Annotated in this window: 14 protein-coding genes; 7 read left to right on the top strand and 7 right to left on the bottom strand. The window is 67.2% G+C overall.

Features of this window, described 5'->3' with window-relative positions:
* Nucleotides 1-2 precede the first annotated feature (2 nt).
* Nucleotides 3-623 carry a hypothetical protein gene (locus tag ACFWAY_RS09150; RefSeq protein WP_378510503.1) on the bottom strand — a complete coding sequence of 207 codons (621 nt, stop codon included), beginning with the start codon at nt 621-623 and terminating at the stop codon, nt 3-5.
* Nucleotides 624-719: 96 nt separating this feature from the next.
* Between ACFWAY_RS09150 and ACFWAY_RS09145 the strand changes: the two genes are divergently transcribed.
* Both ACFWAY_RS09145 and ACFWAY_RS09140 read left to right on the top strand, forming a co-directional pair.
* Nucleotides 720-1,895: a hypothetical protein gene (locus ACFWAY_RS09145; protein WP_378510502.1), complete on the top strand. Its 1,176-nt coding sequence runs from the start codon at nt 720-722 to the stop codon at nt 1,893-1,895.
* Nucleotides 1,892-2,302 (top strand): PPOX class F420-dependent oxidoreductase, encoded by a 411-nt coding sequence (locus tag ACFWAY_RS09140; protein WP_378510501.1) that lies wholly within the window; start codon nt 1,892-1,894, stop codon nt 2,300-2,302. The genes ACFWAY_RS09145 and ACFWAY_RS09140 overlap by 4 nt, the downstream gene beginning before the upstream one ends.
* Here the strand turns inward: ACFWAY_RS09140 and ACFWAY_RS09135 are convergent.
* The gene (locus ACFWAY_RS09135) at nt 2,297-3,583 is read right to left on the bottom strand and encodes an HNH endonuclease (protein WP_378510500.1); all 1,287 of its coding nucleotides are present in this window, start codon (nt 3,581-3,583) and stop codon (nt 2,297-2,299) included. The genes ACFWAY_RS09140 and ACFWAY_RS09135 overlap by 6 nt on opposite strands.
* A 134-nt stretch (nt 3,584-3,717) precedes the next feature.
* Between ACFWAY_RS09135 and ACFWAY_RS09130 the strand changes: the two genes are divergently transcribed.
* A complete protein-coding gene (locus ACFWAY_RS09130; RefSeq protein ID WP_378510499.1) occupies nt 3,718-4,329 on the top strand; it encodes a maleylpyruvate isomerase family mycothiol-dependent enzyme in 612 nt (203 codons plus the stop codon).
* A 6-nt stretch (nt 4,330-4,335) separates the two neighbouring features.
* Here ACFWAY_RS09130 and ACFWAY_RS09125 read toward each other — a convergent pair whose 3' ends face one another.
* From ACFWAY_RS09125 to ACFWAY_RS09110, 4 genes are read right to left on the bottom strand one after another with little or no spacing between them, the layout of a single operon-like run.
* Nucleotides 4,336-4,746 (bottom strand): hypothetical protein, encoded by a 411-nt coding sequence (locus ACFWAY_RS09125; protein ID WP_378510498.1) that lies wholly within the window; start codon nt 4,744-4,746, stop codon nt 4,336-4,338.
* A gap of 33 nt (nt 4,747-4,779) precedes the next feature.
* Nucleotides 4,780-5,592 carry an SDR family NAD(P)-dependent oxidoreductase gene (locus ACFWAY_RS09120; protein ID WP_378510497.1) on the bottom strand — a complete coding sequence of 271 codons (813 nt, stop codon included), beginning with the start codon at nt 5,590-5,592 and terminating at the stop codon, nt 4,780-4,782.
* A gap of 45 nt (nt 5,593-5,637) precedes the next feature.
* Nucleotides 5,638-6,429 (bottom strand): SDR family NAD(P)-dependent oxidoreductase, encoded by a 792-nt coding sequence (locus ACFWAY_RS09115; RefSeq protein WP_378452280.1) that lies wholly within the window; start codon nt 6,427-6,429, stop codon nt 5,638-5,640.
* A 35-nt stretch (nt 6,430-6,464) separates the two neighbouring features.
* Nucleotides 6,465-7,241, bottom strand: coding sequence for an SDR family oxidoreductase (locus ACFWAY_RS09110; RefSeq protein ID WP_378510496.1), 777 nt, complete (start codon nt 7,239-7,241; stop codon nt 6,465-6,467).
* A 226-nt stretch (nt 7,242-7,467) separates the two neighbouring features.
* Here ACFWAY_RS09110 and ACFWAY_RS09105 point away from each other — a divergent pair, with 226 nt between their 5' ends.
* On the top strand, nt 7,468-8,385 hold the full coding sequence (locus ACFWAY_RS09105; protein WP_378510495.1) for a tyrosine-protein phosphatase: 918 nt from the start codon (nt 7,468-7,470) through the stop codon (nt 8,383-8,385).
* Between the two features lie 2 nt (nt 8,386-8,387).
* On the opposite strand, the gene ACFWAY_RS09100 is transcribed toward ACFWAY_RS09105, so the two are convergent.
* On the bottom strand, nt 8,388-9,335 hold the full coding sequence (locus tag ACFWAY_RS09100) for an aldo/keto reductase (protein WP_378452277.1): 948 nt from the start codon (nt 9,333-9,335) through the stop codon (nt 8,388-8,390).
* Nucleotides 9,336-9,560: 225 nt separating this feature from the next.
* Between ACFWAY_RS09100 and ACFWAY_RS09095 the strand changes: the two genes are divergently transcribed.
* Genes ACFWAY_RS09095 through ACFWAY_RS09085 form a run of 3 tightly spaced genes read left to right on the top strand, consistent with a single transcriptional unit; the run spans nt 9,561 to nt 14,203 of the window.
* Nucleotides 9,561-11,063 carry an aldehyde dehydrogenase family protein gene (locus ACFWAY_RS09095; protein WP_378510494.1) on the top strand — a complete coding sequence of 501 codons (1,503 nt, stop codon included), beginning with the start codon at nt 9,561-9,563 and terminating at the stop codon, nt 11,061-11,063.
* 27 nt (nt 11,064-11,090) lie between these two features.
* Nucleotides 11,091-12,650, top strand: coding sequence for an APC family permease (locus ACFWAY_RS09090; RefSeq protein ID WP_378452275.1), 1,560 nt, complete (start codon nt 11,091-11,093; stop codon nt 12,648-12,650).
* On the top strand, nt 12,647-14,203 hold the full coding sequence (locus ACFWAY_RS09085; RefSeq protein ID WP_378510493.1) for a GMC family oxidoreductase: 1,557 nt from the start codon (nt 12,647-12,649) through the stop codon (nt 14,201-14,203). The genes ACFWAY_RS09090 and ACFWAY_RS09085 overlap by 4 nt, the downstream gene beginning before the upstream one ends.
* Nucleotides 14,204-14,382: the final 179 nt, after the last annotated feature.

Raw genomic sequence — 14,382 nt, 5'->3', positions numbered from 1 at the left:
CCTCACCACACTCGAAACGCGCTGTCCGAGAGCGTGAATCCGTGGCCCGCATCGCTGCGGCACGAGACCCCGGACGTCTCGTCGACGAGACACGTCAGGTCATTCACCTGCAACGCGGTGCCGTACGACAGTGCGGGGGCGGCGGATCCGTCGAGAGGGTAGTACCGGGGATCGCCGGCGCTGGCGAACTCACCGGGGCGTCCACCGGTGACCTCGATCGCGTTGGGTGTCACCGGGGTGCCGGACGCACCGGACCCCGGAACCTTCGGCGCCGACGCCGGCATCGGGCCGTGACAGCCGGCGGTCGGGACGTCGCCGCCGGTGAGGATCGCGCAGTGGAACTTGGTGCTCGGCGTCGTGAAGTAATAGCTCCCCTCCGCGGTGCCGGCAAATGTCTGCGGGTTTGCCTGGGCAGGGGTGTTCGTGGTGGTAGTCGTCCTGGTCGTGGGGCTCGTCGTGCTCGTAGGGGTAGTGGTGGTCGTCTTCGGTGCGGTCGTCACACTCGGGGTGGTCGCGGGCCCCGCGACGGCGCCGGTCTCGGGGGAGCCGTCGACCGAGCGACCGCAACCGGCCACCACCAACGCCGTCGCGAACAGAAGTACCGCACGCACCGTGAAGGTCATGAGGGAGAGCCTAGAACCGCAGGCGGCCTCGAGCGGTCGCGGCGCGTCGGACGAAATTCTGGGACAGTGGTGAGCAGCGAACTGCCAGGAGGTCCGATGTCGGAAAGCACCCAGTACGAGGAGCGGCGCGCACGCATCTCCCTGCAGGTCCGCCAGTGGTGCGAACGATCCGCGATCACGGGCACGCACGCCCCGTTGTCGGACGCCGCTGCTGTGCTGATCGCCGCCGGACACCTCGATTTGCCCACCCGGCAGGTACTCACCAACCGGCGTCGCGCGGGCCGCACCATCCCGTCGATCCGGGGCTTCGGGGCGCTGCGTCTGCTGACGGACGAGTACCACCAGGTGGCGCGCCGCGCCGACAGCCTGCGTCCCGGACCGGCCCAATTGCTGTTCAAGTACCGCGCCACCGAACTGGGCCGCAGGCTGCAGTCATATCGGTCTGCGGTGGTGATGTCGCCGGCGCACTACGGCAACGGTGTCCGGGCGATGCGTCGGGATCGGCGCGAGGGTGTCCATCTCGACCTCGAACAGCGTGAGGCGCTGTTCCAGGCGCTGCAACGCACACCGGCGCCGATCGCCGGTACCGCGCTCGAACGTGCAGGCAACTATGCCCGCGGCACCGCGGCGGAACGACTCGGCCAGGCGGCCGAGAACACCCCGATGGCCGCAGTCGGACGACGTGTCGCCGACGCCATCGGCAAGGGCGTCGATCTCGACAACGACAGATTCGCCGACTTGTACGACACCCTGCTCTACCTGGCGGGGATGCTCTTCGACAGGATCGACGGTTCCGCAGTCTGGCATTCGGAGCACTTCGCGATCCAGCGGTACCAACTCGACCTCGCCGAAGAATTGACACAGATCGCCGTCGACACCGTGGCGCTGCGCGGAATCCGGACCGAACTCGACGAAGCACTGCGCGCCACCCATTCCGACACGGCCCGTGAACAGATCGAGGCCCGGCAGAACGCGCTGAAGCCGGTGTGGGATCAACTGGTCGACCGCGTCGCCGCACTCGCACGAATCGGCGACCTGCTGTCCCGAGCCGAGGTGCAACTGCGATCAGTGCTGGCCGTCAACCGGGCGATGAGTCTCGACAGCCGCATCGACGAACTCATCGCACGTTCCGGCGACCGCGAGTTGTCGGCGGAGAACACCCATCACGTCGGCGATCAGTTCGGCGGGGTGGAGGAACTGATGCTCACCTACCAGTCGACGCTGTACGGCGACATCGCCGAACTCACGTCCTGGTCAGGTGGGAACAAGTGACATTCACCGCGCTGGGAGATGAATCGTTCGTCTCCCTCACCACGTTCCGCCGGTCCGGGGAGCCCGTGTCGACGCCGGTCTGGATCGCGCGCGACGGCGACGATCTCATCGTCATTACCCCGGCGGACAGCGGAAAGGTGAAGCGGCTACGCAACAACCCGAGCGTCGAACTTCGCCCATGTTCCCGGCGGGGAAAAGTGGACGCCGGGGTCGACTCGGTCGCCGCAGTGGCCGAGATCGTCACCGACGAGTCCACCAGCCGAAGGATGGCCGACACCATCCGGGACGAGTACGGGCTCGAATACCGGATCGTGATGTTCGTCGAACGAATGCTCGCGCGTCGGCAGAAGCCGCGGGTGCTGTTACGGATCACCCCGGCGACCGAGAGGGTAATCGCCACCTCATGACGCGCGCAGGTGCGCCGGGGTCGGGAGCGGCGGCGCGGTTGATCGGTAGTGGTGCCCGGTCGGGGTGCCGACGTCGATGAGGTGGGTGCGGCCGGGCCGGCCGACCGGGCGGGCCGTCCAGCCCGGCGCTTCCTTCGCAGAGTTGCAGGCCTCGCAGAGGCCGGACCCGTTGTGCACGCTGGTCGCCCCTTGCTTTCGGCGTGAGCGGATGTGGTCGTGATGCCGGATCGGTGCATCGCACGACGGAGTGCGGCACGTCCGATCCCGGAGATCGATCAGCTTCCTCAGGCCCTTCGGGAACGTACGGGACTGCGATTCCATCGCCGTCAGCGCACCCGACTGCGGGCAGGAATACACCCGCTGCAGCGACGTCTCGGTGCCACTATCGACGGCGTCGGCTACCAACTGCCGAGCGATACCCGCCGACACCGGCCCGAATCCCTGTAGCTGCGCGGCCTCGTGACCACCGGCCAGCAAGGTCTCGTCGGAGAGCACCAGATTCACCGCCACTGGAACACCAATAGCAGCAGCCCGCCCAGTGCCACGCTCGAACATCAGATCCACCATGAGCTGATTGCGGGTGCGGCCGCCGCTGTTGCCGGTCGCGATGAGGCTGTCCGCGTCCCGACCCAGGGTCGTCTGCAGGCAGACGGCCTGCTTGACCGGCATCAGCACACTCAGGTAGGCCATCGAATCAGGGGCGGGCCGTGTCGTGACGCGCCGTTCCGACACCGCTTTGCGATGCCTTCGGACCACCGCGGCGGCGTCGAGTTCGACCGCCAACGCTTTCGCCCGGGCGATCAGACCGCGGTCGCCGACGCCGTCGAGAGTGGCCGGGTCCGAGCACAACCGGCGGTCGACGATTCCCCGATCTGCCGCGGACAGGCACGCTGTTTCCCGCACGAGCAGGGTCGCACGCCATTCGTTCAACCGGCCGGTCTGCAACATGGCCAGAGTGTGGGGCATCTCGTGCACCAGAGCCTGCGCGAACCCCAGATGCCGGCCGCCCCGATTGGGGGACTCCCTGCGTGCCAAGGCGATTTGCGACGCAATACCCCGACCCCACTCGGACTGCGGAAGTCGCCGAGCCCTGCGGTCGGCACGGATATTCGTCGCGACGTCGTCGGTGATCACCGCCTGCACCGCGCACCCGACCGACTTCAACGTCTCGATCGCATCGAGCAAATCGATGCCCAGTCCCGGATCGCCGTCGGCAGAAACCACACGCAACCGCGCGGTGAACGCACGCAATTCGTCCAGAGCCGGTGCCAGTTCCCCCACAATCAACCTCCCCCAAGGCCGTTCGAATATGTGTTCGATTCTACCAATCATGTTCGACTGGGGCAATACTCGGCGGATCCGGTCTACGGTGGGCGTGAGAAGTCTCGTCGACAGAGATGTGGGGGCCGAGAGCGATGACCGATGACGCCGCTCTGCAACGTGCGGTCGTGAACGAGTTCACGGCACTGGCCGATCTGCTCGACGGGATCTCGGAGGCGGAGTGGGACACACCGTCGCTGTGCGAGGGTTGGCGGGTTCGCGAAGTGATCGCGCATCTCACCATGGCGGCGCGCTACTCCGAGGAACAGTTTATGGCGCGCCTGCGTGAGTGCGAGTTCGATTTCACCCGGTTGTCCAACGAGATCGCCCGTAGCGACGCCGAATTGGCATCAGCGGAACTCGTCGCCAACCTGCGCTCGGACATCATGCGCCGCTGGACCCCACCGGGCGGCGGATACCACGGCGCTCTCAACCATGTGGTGATCCACGGACTCGACGCGACGGTCCCGCTCGGGGTTCCGCGCCGTGTACCCGAGGCGGCGATCCGCATCGTCCTCAACGACCTCACGGCGGGTGGTGGGCACTCGAATTTCGGCGTCGGCATCGAGGGTCGCCGCCTGCGGGCCACGGACCTCGACTGGTCGTATGGATCGGGCGCCGAATTGCGCGGAGTGGGCGAGGATCTCGCACTGATGATCTGCGGCCGTACGCTTCCGGCAGGACGGGTCGAGGGCGATCCGTTGTGATCTGGTTCAGATCCCCGGAATGAAGCCCGGGTAGACGAAGTGCCCGGGGCCTCCGCCGGGGAGGGTGGCGCCGAGGGATCCGGGGAAGTCCATGGACAACTTGACGAGTTTGTGTGGTTGCCCGTTCTGGTCGGCTTGCCAGCAATCGAGCAGCACGCCGTGGAATCCGGTGCAGACGATGCGGTTGGCGGTTCCGAACGGCGAGGTGAGCCGATTTGCGCTGACCAACGGATTCCAATAGTCGACGTCGGTCGGGGTGAGGAAGTTCTGGTTGTCGAACGGCGCGACCGGACTGGGCTCGGTGGGCACCGGCGGCCATTCGTCGGCGGCGGCCACACCGGCGCTCCCGATAAGGGCGGCGGCGGCGACGGCCACGGTGGCGGTGATCTGTGCGAATCGGCGAGTAGCGGTAGTCATCTCCACTAGGCCACAGTAAACCGGCGGCCGTTTCTACGTCCGCAAACCGGGATGACGGCTGGCCAGGACGGGGACGAGGAGCTTGTTCGGCGCGAGGTGGGCGAACACGGAAGCCGCCCGGTTCGCGAGGCCGGGGATGGCGATCATGTGCCCCTTGTCGAGGCCGTCGATTCCGGTCCTGGCCACGGATTCGGGGCTTTCCCACATGAAGCTCGGCAGTGCGGCCTCGGCGTCTTCCTTCGCGAAGCCGGCTGTCTCACCGAAACCGGTGTCCACCGGCCCGGGGCAGAGGGCAGTCGCCGTGACGCCGGTGCCTTTCAGTTCGCCGGTCAGGCTCTCGGTGTAGGACAGGACGAATGCCTTGCCTGCGGCGTAGGCAGCTTGTCCGGGCAGCGGCTGGAACGCGGCAGTGGAGGCGACGTTGAGGACGGCTCCTCGGCGTCGTTGCACCATGCCGGGCAGGGCGCGGCTGCACAGGTCGGCGACGGCCGTCACGTCGACCTCGATCATGTTCATCTCGGCGTCCGGATCGGACGCGGCCACCGGGCCGAGTGTGGACAGGCCAGCGTTGTTGACGAGGATGTCGAGGGTGAGACCGAGTTCGCCGACCCGGTCGAGCAGCGTCGCGCGGGCCGAGCGGTCGGAGAGATCGGCACCCAGCACGTGCGCCCGACCACCTGCGGCCCGCAGTTCGGTGGCCAGTTCCTCCAACTTCTCGGCCCGGCGTGCGACGAGCACCACCTGGTGACCACGGCGGCTGAGTTCACGGCTGAGGGCCGCGCCGATCCCGGACGACGCTCCGGTGACGAGCGCGGTGCGATCGGCGGCAGGTGTGGGCAGGCTCATGGATCCAACCTACGTGCCGCCGTCGCACGCGCAAGGGTTCACCGCTCAGGCGTGGGTTCCGCCGTCGATGCGGATCTCGGTTCCGGTGACGAACGCGCCGTCGTCGGAGGCGAGCATGGCGACGACTCCGGCGACCTGCTCGGGTCCGCCCATGGCCGCGCCACCCGATTCCAGGGTGGTCGGGAGGATGGGTGAGAGCTTGGCGAACAGGCTCCAATCGGCATCGGACGGAACGTATCCGGATGTGGCGTCGGTGATGCCGGTCTTGATGCTGCCGGGGGCGACGCCGACGGCGCGCAAACCCTGCTTGCCGTATTCGAGGGCGAGCGCATGGGTGAACGACTGGATGCCGCCCTTGCTCGCGGCGTACGCGGCCATGTAGGGGTGCGCGAACGCGGCGGACGTGGAACTGAAGTTCACGACCACGCTGCGCTCGTTGCGCAGTAGCGCGGGCAGGCATTCGCGAACCATGAGGAACGTGCCGGTGAGGTTGATCCCGATCACCTGATTCCACAGGTCCAGCGACGTCTCGTGGGTGTGCGAGGCGCGGAGAATGCCTGCGGCATTCACGAGTACGTCCAGTCCGCCGAGATTCTCGACGCTGCGGCTCACGCCGTCGGTGACGGACTTCTCGTCGCCGATGTCGATTGCGGCGACGCTGAGGCGCCCCGCCGTGCCTGCCGCCTCGGCCAGTTCCACCGTCCGCGCGAGGCCGTCCTCGGAGACGTCGGCTGCCACGACGGTGCCGCCTTCCTCGAGCAGGCGGAGGGCGGTCGCCTGTCCGATACCCGACGCGGCTCCGGTCACCAGGATCCGCCGGTTGTCGAATCGATTCATCGTCTGTGCTCCTCGTGTTGCTTTCGAATTCGATCTCATTGGCCCATGACGTATTTGACGGTCGGCCCGGCGGTCCAGCCGCCGTCGACGGCCAGTTCCGCTCCGGTGACGTAGGTGGACGCGTCGGACAGCAGGAATCCGACGGCGCCGGCGATTTCTTCGGGCACCCCGACCCGGGCCATGGGGGTGTTCGGGTAGTTGCCCTCGCCCTGCTGGATTCCGAGGCCGGCGGTCATCGGGGTGTACGTCATTCCGGGGTGGACGGAATTGACGCGGATCCGGTCGGTGCCGAGTTCCACGGCGGCGATCTTCGTGAGCCCGCGCACACCCCACTTGGACGCGCCGTAACCGGCGGTCAGCGCGAGTCCCATCAGTCCGGCGGCCGACGAGATGTTGACGATGGATCCGCCGCCGGCGGCGCGCATCGGGCCGATCACGGCCTGCAGGCCGTTGAACACGCCGGTCAGGTTGATGTCGAGGACGGTCCGGAAGTGTTCGAGCGGTTCGTGCTCGATGTATTGGCCGGTGGAGATACCGGCGTTGTTGACGAGGCCGTCGACGCGTCCGAATTCGCTCGTCGCCACGTTGACCGCGGTCTGCCACTGCTGCGGGTCGGTGACGTCGAGGTGGCTGTACCGCGCCCGCTCACCCAGCTGGTCGACGGTCGCGCGGCCGTCGTCGTCGAGAACGTCGCCGACCACGACGCTGCCGCCCTCGTCGACGATGCGCTGGGCGAATGCTGCGCCGAGCCCCCGCGCCGCCCCGGTCACGATCACAACCTTCCCCGCCAGTTGCTGTGCGGTCTCGGTCATCTCAGCTCACATCCTCGTCGTCAAAGAGTCACGTTCGTCGGGCACGTCGGCTGCCGACGGCCCGAGTCTGCTGTGGGCGCCGCCGGCGGGAAACGGGTTCTCCCGGTGATCGGAACAACTCGTAGCCACGGGAAACGTCCGGCCACTGTGATGTGGATTACCCGCTGACGTTCCGGACATGCCGGACGAGCGGATCTCCCCGACAGCCCATCGAAAGGCTTCCCCTATGTCTCGACGCGTCACCTCCACCGCCGCGGCGCTGATCACCGGCAGCGTCCTGTTCGCCGGTATCGGCGCGCCTGCGTTCGCTTCGGCGGACCCACTGTCGCTACCCGGAATCAGTCTCCCGGGATTCGGTTCGTCCGACTTCGGGAGCGCGGGCCCGGTCGTCGAGACACCCCGATTGGCGTCAGTCGACAACTTCCGCGACGTCGGGGGATCGGGCCAGGGGTACGCCACCTCCCGTGGAGGACACGTCACGAGGGGACTGTTCTACCGTTCGAACGCGCTGGTTCCGAACGATCAGGATCTCGCGGTCCTCACCGGGCTCGGACTGACCGCGGTGTACGACGTGCGGACCGTCGAAGAGGTGGCGGCGAAACCCGACCGGCTCCCGGCCGGGCCGCGGTACCTCGGCATCCCCATCCTGTCGGGAGACCTGGGGGCCGCAGTCGCGCAATTGAAGTCGCCCGCCGACGCCGTCGCGTTCATGCAGCAGATGAACCGAAGCTTCGTCGACGACGCGGCAACCCGGGCCGGGTTCGCGCAACTTCTGACGTCATTGGCCGACACCGACGGGCCGCAGATCTTCCATTGCACGGCGGGCAAGGACCGCACCGGCTGGGCGTCCGCGCTGCTGCTGTCCATCGCGGGAGTCCCGCAGGACACCACCTTCGACGACTATCTGCGCACCAACGAGTACACCGCCGCATCGATGAAAATCACGTACGACCAGATCGCCGCGAGCCGCGGAGAGGCGGTGGCGCAGATCTACCAGCCGCTGCTGGGCGTCGACCGGAGCTACCTCGAGGCCGGGCTCGGTCGGCTCACCGAGCAGTACGGCACGGTCGACCGCTATCTCACCGAGGGGCTCGGGTTGAGTGCGGCGACCGTCGACCGGCTCCGGAGCAAGCTGCTGAGCTGAGGTCAGGCGCCGATCGCGTCCGAGAGAGTCGTGAGCCGGCTGATCTCGGCTGCGGTCAGGGTCACGGTCGGGGCGTCGAGCAGGGCAGGAAGTTGTTCGAGGCGGCTCGCGCTCGCGATCGGCGCGGTGATGCCGGGCCGGGTGAGGAGCCACGCGAGCGCGACGGTGGAGATCTCCGCCGAGTGTGTTTCGGCGATCTCGGCCAGGGCGTCGACGACGGCGAGGCCGGACTCGGAGAAGTAGCGGGTCGCCATCCGCTGGCGGGGCTGACCGTCCAGGTCGGCCTGGGTGCGGTACTTGCCGGCGAGGAAACCCGCGGCGAGCGAGTAGTACGGGAAGACGCCCAGGCCGTTCTCGGTGGCGATCGCGGCCACCTCGGGCTCGTAGTCGTGGCGGTGCACCAGGTTGTAGTGGGGCTGCAGCGCGATCGGGGCCGCGAAGCCGTTCTCGGCCGTCAGGGACAGCCACTCGCGGATGCGCTCGGGCGAGTAGTTGGAGATGGCGACGTGGCGGACGAGCCCGTCGTGGACCAGTTCGTCGAAGGCACCGAGTGTGTCGACGAGGGGAGTGTCGGCGTCGTCGAAGTGGGCGTAGTACACGTCGATGTGGTCGGTCTGCAGCCGCTTCAGGGATGCCTCCGCCGCCGCGCGGACGTTGGCGGGGGCCAGGCCCTTGAACTCCGGGTGCTGGCTGACCTTGGTGGCGATCACCATGTGATCGCGGTTGCCGCGGGACGCCATCCAGTTGCCGAGGACGGTCTCGGACTCGCCGCCGGAGTTGCCCTCGGCGAACGCGGAGTACGAGTCCGCCGTGTCGACGAAGTTGCCGCCACCTGCGGCGAAGGAGTCGAGGATCTCGAACGACGTCGGTTCGTCACTGGTCCAGCCGAAGGTGTTACCGCCGAGGGCCAGGGGAAAGATGTCCAGATCCGACGTGCCGATCGCGACCACGGGTGCTCCGTTTCTTGGTGTGTCCTGTCCGGGAATGTGCGAAGAGTTCGCCTGACGACGCTATCGCAGCCGCTAGGCGCACGCGCGTCCGGCTACCGGACACACTCTTCTCGGTCACGGATACCGTGGCGAATCGGACATGTGTGCGCGATCCCCGCCGACCGCGACTCCGACGGCATACCGTAAAGGGGGTGCGTTCGTTCCGGCGAGACACGGAGTTGAGTGATGCAGGACCAGTCGATCGATGACCTCTTGAACACGGGCCTGTTCGTCGACGGGCAGTGGATCCGCTCCAGCTCCGGCGAGACCCGCGACTGCATCAACCCGGCCGACGGATCGGTGGTCGCCACCGTCGACGAGGCCTCCCCGGAGGATGCAACCCGCGCAGTTGCCGCTGCCCGCGCGGCCTTCGACGAGGGAACCTGGTCCCGCACAACCGTCGCCGAGCGCACGGCGTTGGTCGCGAGGATCGCCGATCTCCTCGAGCGCGACAAGGAGACCCTTGCACGCATCGAGACGCTCGACACCGGAAAGACTCTGGAGGAGAGCAGGATCGATATCGACGACGTGGTGTCGGTGTTCCGGTACTACGCGCAACTCGCCGCGGTCGAAGCCGACAATCTGATCGATGTCGGTCGCCCCGAGGTGATCAGCAGGGTGGTGCGCGAGCCGATCGGCGTGTGCGTGCTCATCGCACCGTGGAACTACCCGCTGCTGCAGATCTCGTGGAAGGTGGCGCCGGCGCTGGCCGCCGGGTGCACGATGGTCCTCAAACCGAGCGAGGTGACCCCGCTCAGCACCATCGCGTTCACCGCGCTTATCGCCGAAGCAGGTGTCCCCGCCGGGGTGGTAAACCTCGTGCAGGGCAGCGGCGCCGTCCTGGGCGCCGCACTCACGGGCACCCCCGACGTCGACTTCATTTCCTTCACCGGCGGGCTGGCCACCGGACGCGTCATCCTCGAGACCGCGGCGAAGAACGTCACCAAGGTGGCGGTGGAACTCGGTGGCAAGAATCCGCACATCGTCTTCGCCGACGCGGACGGAGACGACTCGGTGGACCAGGTGCTCACGGGGGTGTTCCTGCATTCCGGTCAGGTGTGCTCGGCGGGCACCCGCCTCATCATCGAGGAGTCCATCGCCGACCGGTTCGTCGCCGCGCTCGCCGCGCGGGCGGAGAAGATCCGGATGGGCAACGGTCTCGATCCCGCGAGCCGAACCGGCCCGCTGGTATCCGAGGCCCACCGGGAGAAGGTCGAACGGTACGTGGCGCTCGGCCTCTCCGAGGGCGCCCGGTTGGTGACCGGGGGAGCCCGGCCCTCCGATCCCGCGTTGGCGGACGGGAGCTACTACCTGCCCACCATCTTCGACCACTGCGACCGCACCATGCGCCTCGTGCAGGAGGAGACGTTCGGACCGATCCTCACCGTCGAGCGCTTCACCACAGAGGAGGAGGCGCTGCGACTGGGCAACGACACCGAGTACGGCCTCGCCGCCGGCGTCCGGACCGCCGACAGCGCGCGGGGTGAGCGGATGGTGCGGGGTCTGCGCCACGGCACGGTGTGGCTCAACGACTTCGGCTACTACACCGCCGCCGCCGAGTGGGGCGGCTTCAAGATGTCGGGGAACGGGCGCGAACTCGGCCCCACCGGTCTGGCGGAATACCAGGAGACCAAACATATCTGGCACAACACCTCGCCCACGGCGGCGGGGTGGTTCGACAACGGCTAGGTCGGCGCACGGAGAGGCGAGAGAACCATGGCTACTCGGCACGGAGCAGTGGGTGACGGAGGTGCACCGGGGGACAGTGGACTCGGCGAACTGGGGTACAAACAGGAATTGGATCGCAGCCTCGGCAAATTCGCCAGTTTCGCGGCGGGAGTCAGCTACATCTCGATTCTCACCGGCACGTTCCAGTTGTTCTACTTCGGGTTCGGCACCGCCGGACCGGCGTATCTGTGGTCCTGGCCGATGGTGTTCGTCGGGCAGATGGCCGTCGCCCTGTGCTTCATGGAGCTCGCCGCCAAATACCCGGTCGCCGGCTCGGTCTACAACTGGGCCAAGTTGCTCGGCAGCAGGATCGTGGGATGGTCGTCGGGCTGGCTGATGCTCACCGCGTCGATCGTCACCCTCTCCGCCGTCGTGCTGGCGCTGCAACTCAACCTGCCGCGGCTGTGGAGCGGGTTCCAGATCATCGGTGACGGCAGCGGCGAGTACGACTTCGCCACCAACGCTGTCATTCTCGGCACCATCATGATCGCGTTCACCACAGCGGTCAACGCGTTCGGTGTCAAGCTGATGGCTCTCATCAACAGTTCGGGTGTGTTCGTCGAACTGATCGCGGCCGTCCTCATCGCCATCATCCTCGCCGCCAACATCACCCGCGGTCCGGACGTGTTCTTCTCCACCCACGGTTACGGTGCCGGGGAGAGCGGCGGATATCTGTCCGTCTTCTTGGTGGCGTCTCTCGCGTCCGGGTACGTGATGTACGGATTCGACACCGCGAGTTCGCTCGGCGAGGAAACCGTCGACCCGCGACGGACGGCGCCCAAGGCGATCCTGCGGGCGATCCTCGCGTCGTTCGTGATCGGCGGGGCGATCCTGGTATTCGCCGTCATGGCGGCCCCCGACCTCGAGGATCCGCTGATCGGCAGCAGTGAGGGCGGCCTGCAGTACATCGTCGAGCAGGTGATGTGGGGGCCGCTCGGCAAGATCTTCCTGGTCTGCATCGTCGTCGCGGTCACGGTGTGTTCGCTCGCGGTGCACGCCGCGGCCATCCGGCTCACGTTCGCAATGGCCCGCGACAACGCGCTGCCCTTCGGGGAGCGCCTGGCCCACGTCAACCCGAAGCATCAGACGCCCGTGGTCCCCGCCATCGTGATCGGTGTGCTCGCGGCGTTCATCCTCGTCATCAACATCGGTCAGCCGCAGATCTTCACGGTGCTGACGTCGATCGCGATCATCATGATCTACCTGGCGTACCTCATGGTCACCGGTCCGCTGCTGAAGAAGCGACTACAGGGTCTGTGGCCGCCGAAGGAACTCGCGGAGAGCGGCTACTTCACGATGGGCCGCTGGGGGCTTCCGGTGAACATCTTCGCCGTGCTGTGGGGAGTGGGGATGGCGCTCAATCTCGCGTGGCCGCGCCCCGAGGTGTACGGCACCCCCTGGTACAACACGTGGGGTGCATTCGTCTACATCGGCATCATTCTCGGGCTCGGTCTCCTCTGGTATGCGGTGAAGGGCCGCAACCACATCGGATGCCTCGCCTCGCATGCGGCGTCGTCGAAAGACGAGGCGGAGAGTGAACTTCCATGACGGACAGCGTGTTCGACTACGTGATCGCCGGCGGCGGAACGGCCGGATGTGTGCTCGCCGCGCGGCTCAGCGAAGACCCCTCGGTGACCGTCTGCCTCGTGGAGGCCGGGCCGTCCGACGTCGGTGACCGCAACGTCCTCGAGCTGTCGCAGTGGATGCATCTGCTGGACTCCGGCTACGACTGGGACTATCCGGTCGAGCCGCAGGAGAAGGGCAACAGCTTCATGCGGCACGCCCGCGCCAAGGTGCTCGGCGGATGCTCCTCCCACAATTCGTGCATCGCGTTCTGGCCACCCGCCGAGACACTCGACGACTGGGCGGCGGCCGGCGCCACCGGCTGGGGCGCGAAGGACGTGCTGCCGGTCGTGGCGCGGGTCGAGAACAACGACGCCCCCGGCGAGCAGCACAGCCGCAGCGGCCCGGTGCGGTTGCGCGACGTCCCGCCGCACGACCCCTGCGGCGTGGCCCTGCTCGAGGCTGCGGCGAAGGTCGGGTTGCCCACCGTGCAGTTCAACCGGGGCACGACAGTGCTCGACGGCGCGGGGTGGTTCCAGATCAACGCGTCCGAGGACGGCACGCGCATGTCGACGTCGCACGCCTACCTGCACCCGATCCTCGGGTCCCGCCCCAATCTCGACGTGCGCACCGACTGCTGGGTCAGCGAAATCGTCATCGACGATTCGCTTGCGGCGACCGGCGTGCGGTACCTGCGTCCCGATCTCACCGGATACGACACGGTCTCGGCGCGCCGCGAGGTGATCGTCACCGCCGGGGCCATCGACACACCGAAACTGTTGATGCTCTCGGGTATCGGGCCGACGGTGCATCTGCGTGAGATGGGTGTGCAGGTTCGGGTCGACGCTCCCGGGGTGGGGCAGAACCTCGACGATCACGTCGAGGGGCTGGTGTTCTGGGATGCGTCCCGGCCGATGGTCGAGACTTCCACGCAGTGGTGGGAGATCGGAGTGTTCGCCACCACTGCGGAGGGGCTGAACTATCCGGATTTGATGATGCACTACGGCAGCGTGCCGTTCGACATGAACACACTCCGGTGGGGATACCCCACCACGGACAACGGTTTCTGCCTCACCCCGAATGTCACGCAGGGACTCTCCCGCGGAACGGTGCGGCTCCGCTCCCGCGACTTCCGGGATCGTCCGCGAGTGGATCCCCGGTACTTCACCGACCCGGACGGCCACGACGAGGCCGTAATGCTCGCCGGGATCCGGCTGGCGCGTCGCATCGCCGAGCAGGAACCTCTCCGCGACTGGATCACGAGGGAACTGGCTCCCGGCCCGGAAGCGGTGACCGACGACGAACTGGTCGACTACGCGCATCGGACGCACAACACGGTGTACCACCCCGCCGGGACCGCCAGGATGGGTGCGGCGACCGACCCGATGGCCGTTCTCGATCCGGAACTGCGGGTGAAAGGCGTCCGCAATCTGCGGGTGGTGGACGCGTCCGCCATGCCGAAACTGCCCTTCGTCAATCCCAACATCACGGTCATGACGATGGCCGAGAAGTGCGCCGATCTGATCCGCGGAACCTGACCCGGCGACGTGCCGGAGGCCCTGCCCGAACCGCTGGGTACTTTGAAGTCCTACTATCTCCACATACTGGTAGAGAGACGGAAGGGCACGTCATGAATTCTCCTGAACCGATCGTGGTAGTCGACGGCGCGAGGACCCCGATCGGCAGCTTCGGTGGTGCGTTCAAGGACGTGCCCGCC

This window comes from Rhodococcus sp. NPDC059968, assembly GCF_042738615.1.
In the GTDB taxonomy this organism is placed as follows: Bacteria; Actinomycetota; Actinomycetes; order Mycobacteriales; family Mycobacteriaceae; genus Rhodococcus_F.
The sequence above is the reverse complement of the archived record's forward strand: the minus strand, read 5'-3'. Positions and strand labels throughout refer to the sequence as shown.

What these genes read in the sequence shown, in the direction of transcription:
- ACFWAY_RS09150 (WP_378510503.1), bottom strand. Translation starts at nt 623, where the DNA reads ATGACCTTCACGGTGCGTGCGGTACTTCTGTTCGCGACGGCGTTGGTG.
- ACFWAY_RS09145 (WP_378510502.1), top strand. Translation starts at nt 720, where the DNA reads ATGTCGGAAAGCACCCAGTACGAGGAGCGGCGCGCACGCATCTCCCTG.
- ACFWAY_RS09130 (WP_378510499.1), top strand. Translation starts at nt 3,718, where the DNA reads ATGACCGATGACGCCGCTCTGCAACGTGCGGTCGTGAACGAGTTCACG.
- ACFWAY_RS09125 (WP_378510498.1), bottom strand. Translation starts at nt 4,746, where the DNA reads ATGACTACCGCTACTCGCCGATTCGCACAGATCACCGCCACCGTGGCC.
- ACFWAY_RS09120 (WP_378510497.1), bottom strand. Translation starts at nt 5,592, where the DNA reads ATGAGCCTGCCCACACCTGCCGCCGATCGCACCGCGCTCGTCACCGGA.
- ACFWAY_RS09115 (WP_378452280.1), bottom strand. Translation starts at nt 6,429, where the DNA reads ATGAATCGATTCGACAACCGGCGGATCCTGGTGACCGGAGCCGCGTCG.
- ACFWAY_RS09110 (WP_378510496.1), bottom strand. Translation starts at nt 7,241, where the DNA reads ATGACCGAGACCGCACAGCAACTGGCGGGGAAGGTTGTGATCGTGACC.
- ACFWAY_RS09105 (WP_378510495.1), top strand. Translation starts at nt 7,468, where the DNA reads ATGTCTCGACGCGTCACCTCCACCGCCGCGGCGCTGATCACCGGCAGC.
- ACFWAY_RS09095 (WP_378510494.1), top strand. Translation starts at nt 9,561, where the DNA reads ATGCAGGACCAGTCGATCGATGACCTCTTGAACACGGGCCTGTTCGTC.
- ACFWAY_RS09090 (WP_378452275.1), top strand. Translation starts at nt 11,091, where the DNA reads ATGGCTACTCGGCACGGAGCAGTGGGTGACGGAGGTGCACCGGGGGAC.
- ACFWAY_RS09085 (WP_378510493.1), top strand. Translation starts at nt 12,647, where the DNA reads ATGACGGACAGCGTGTTCGACTACGTGATCGCCGGCGGCGGAACGGCC.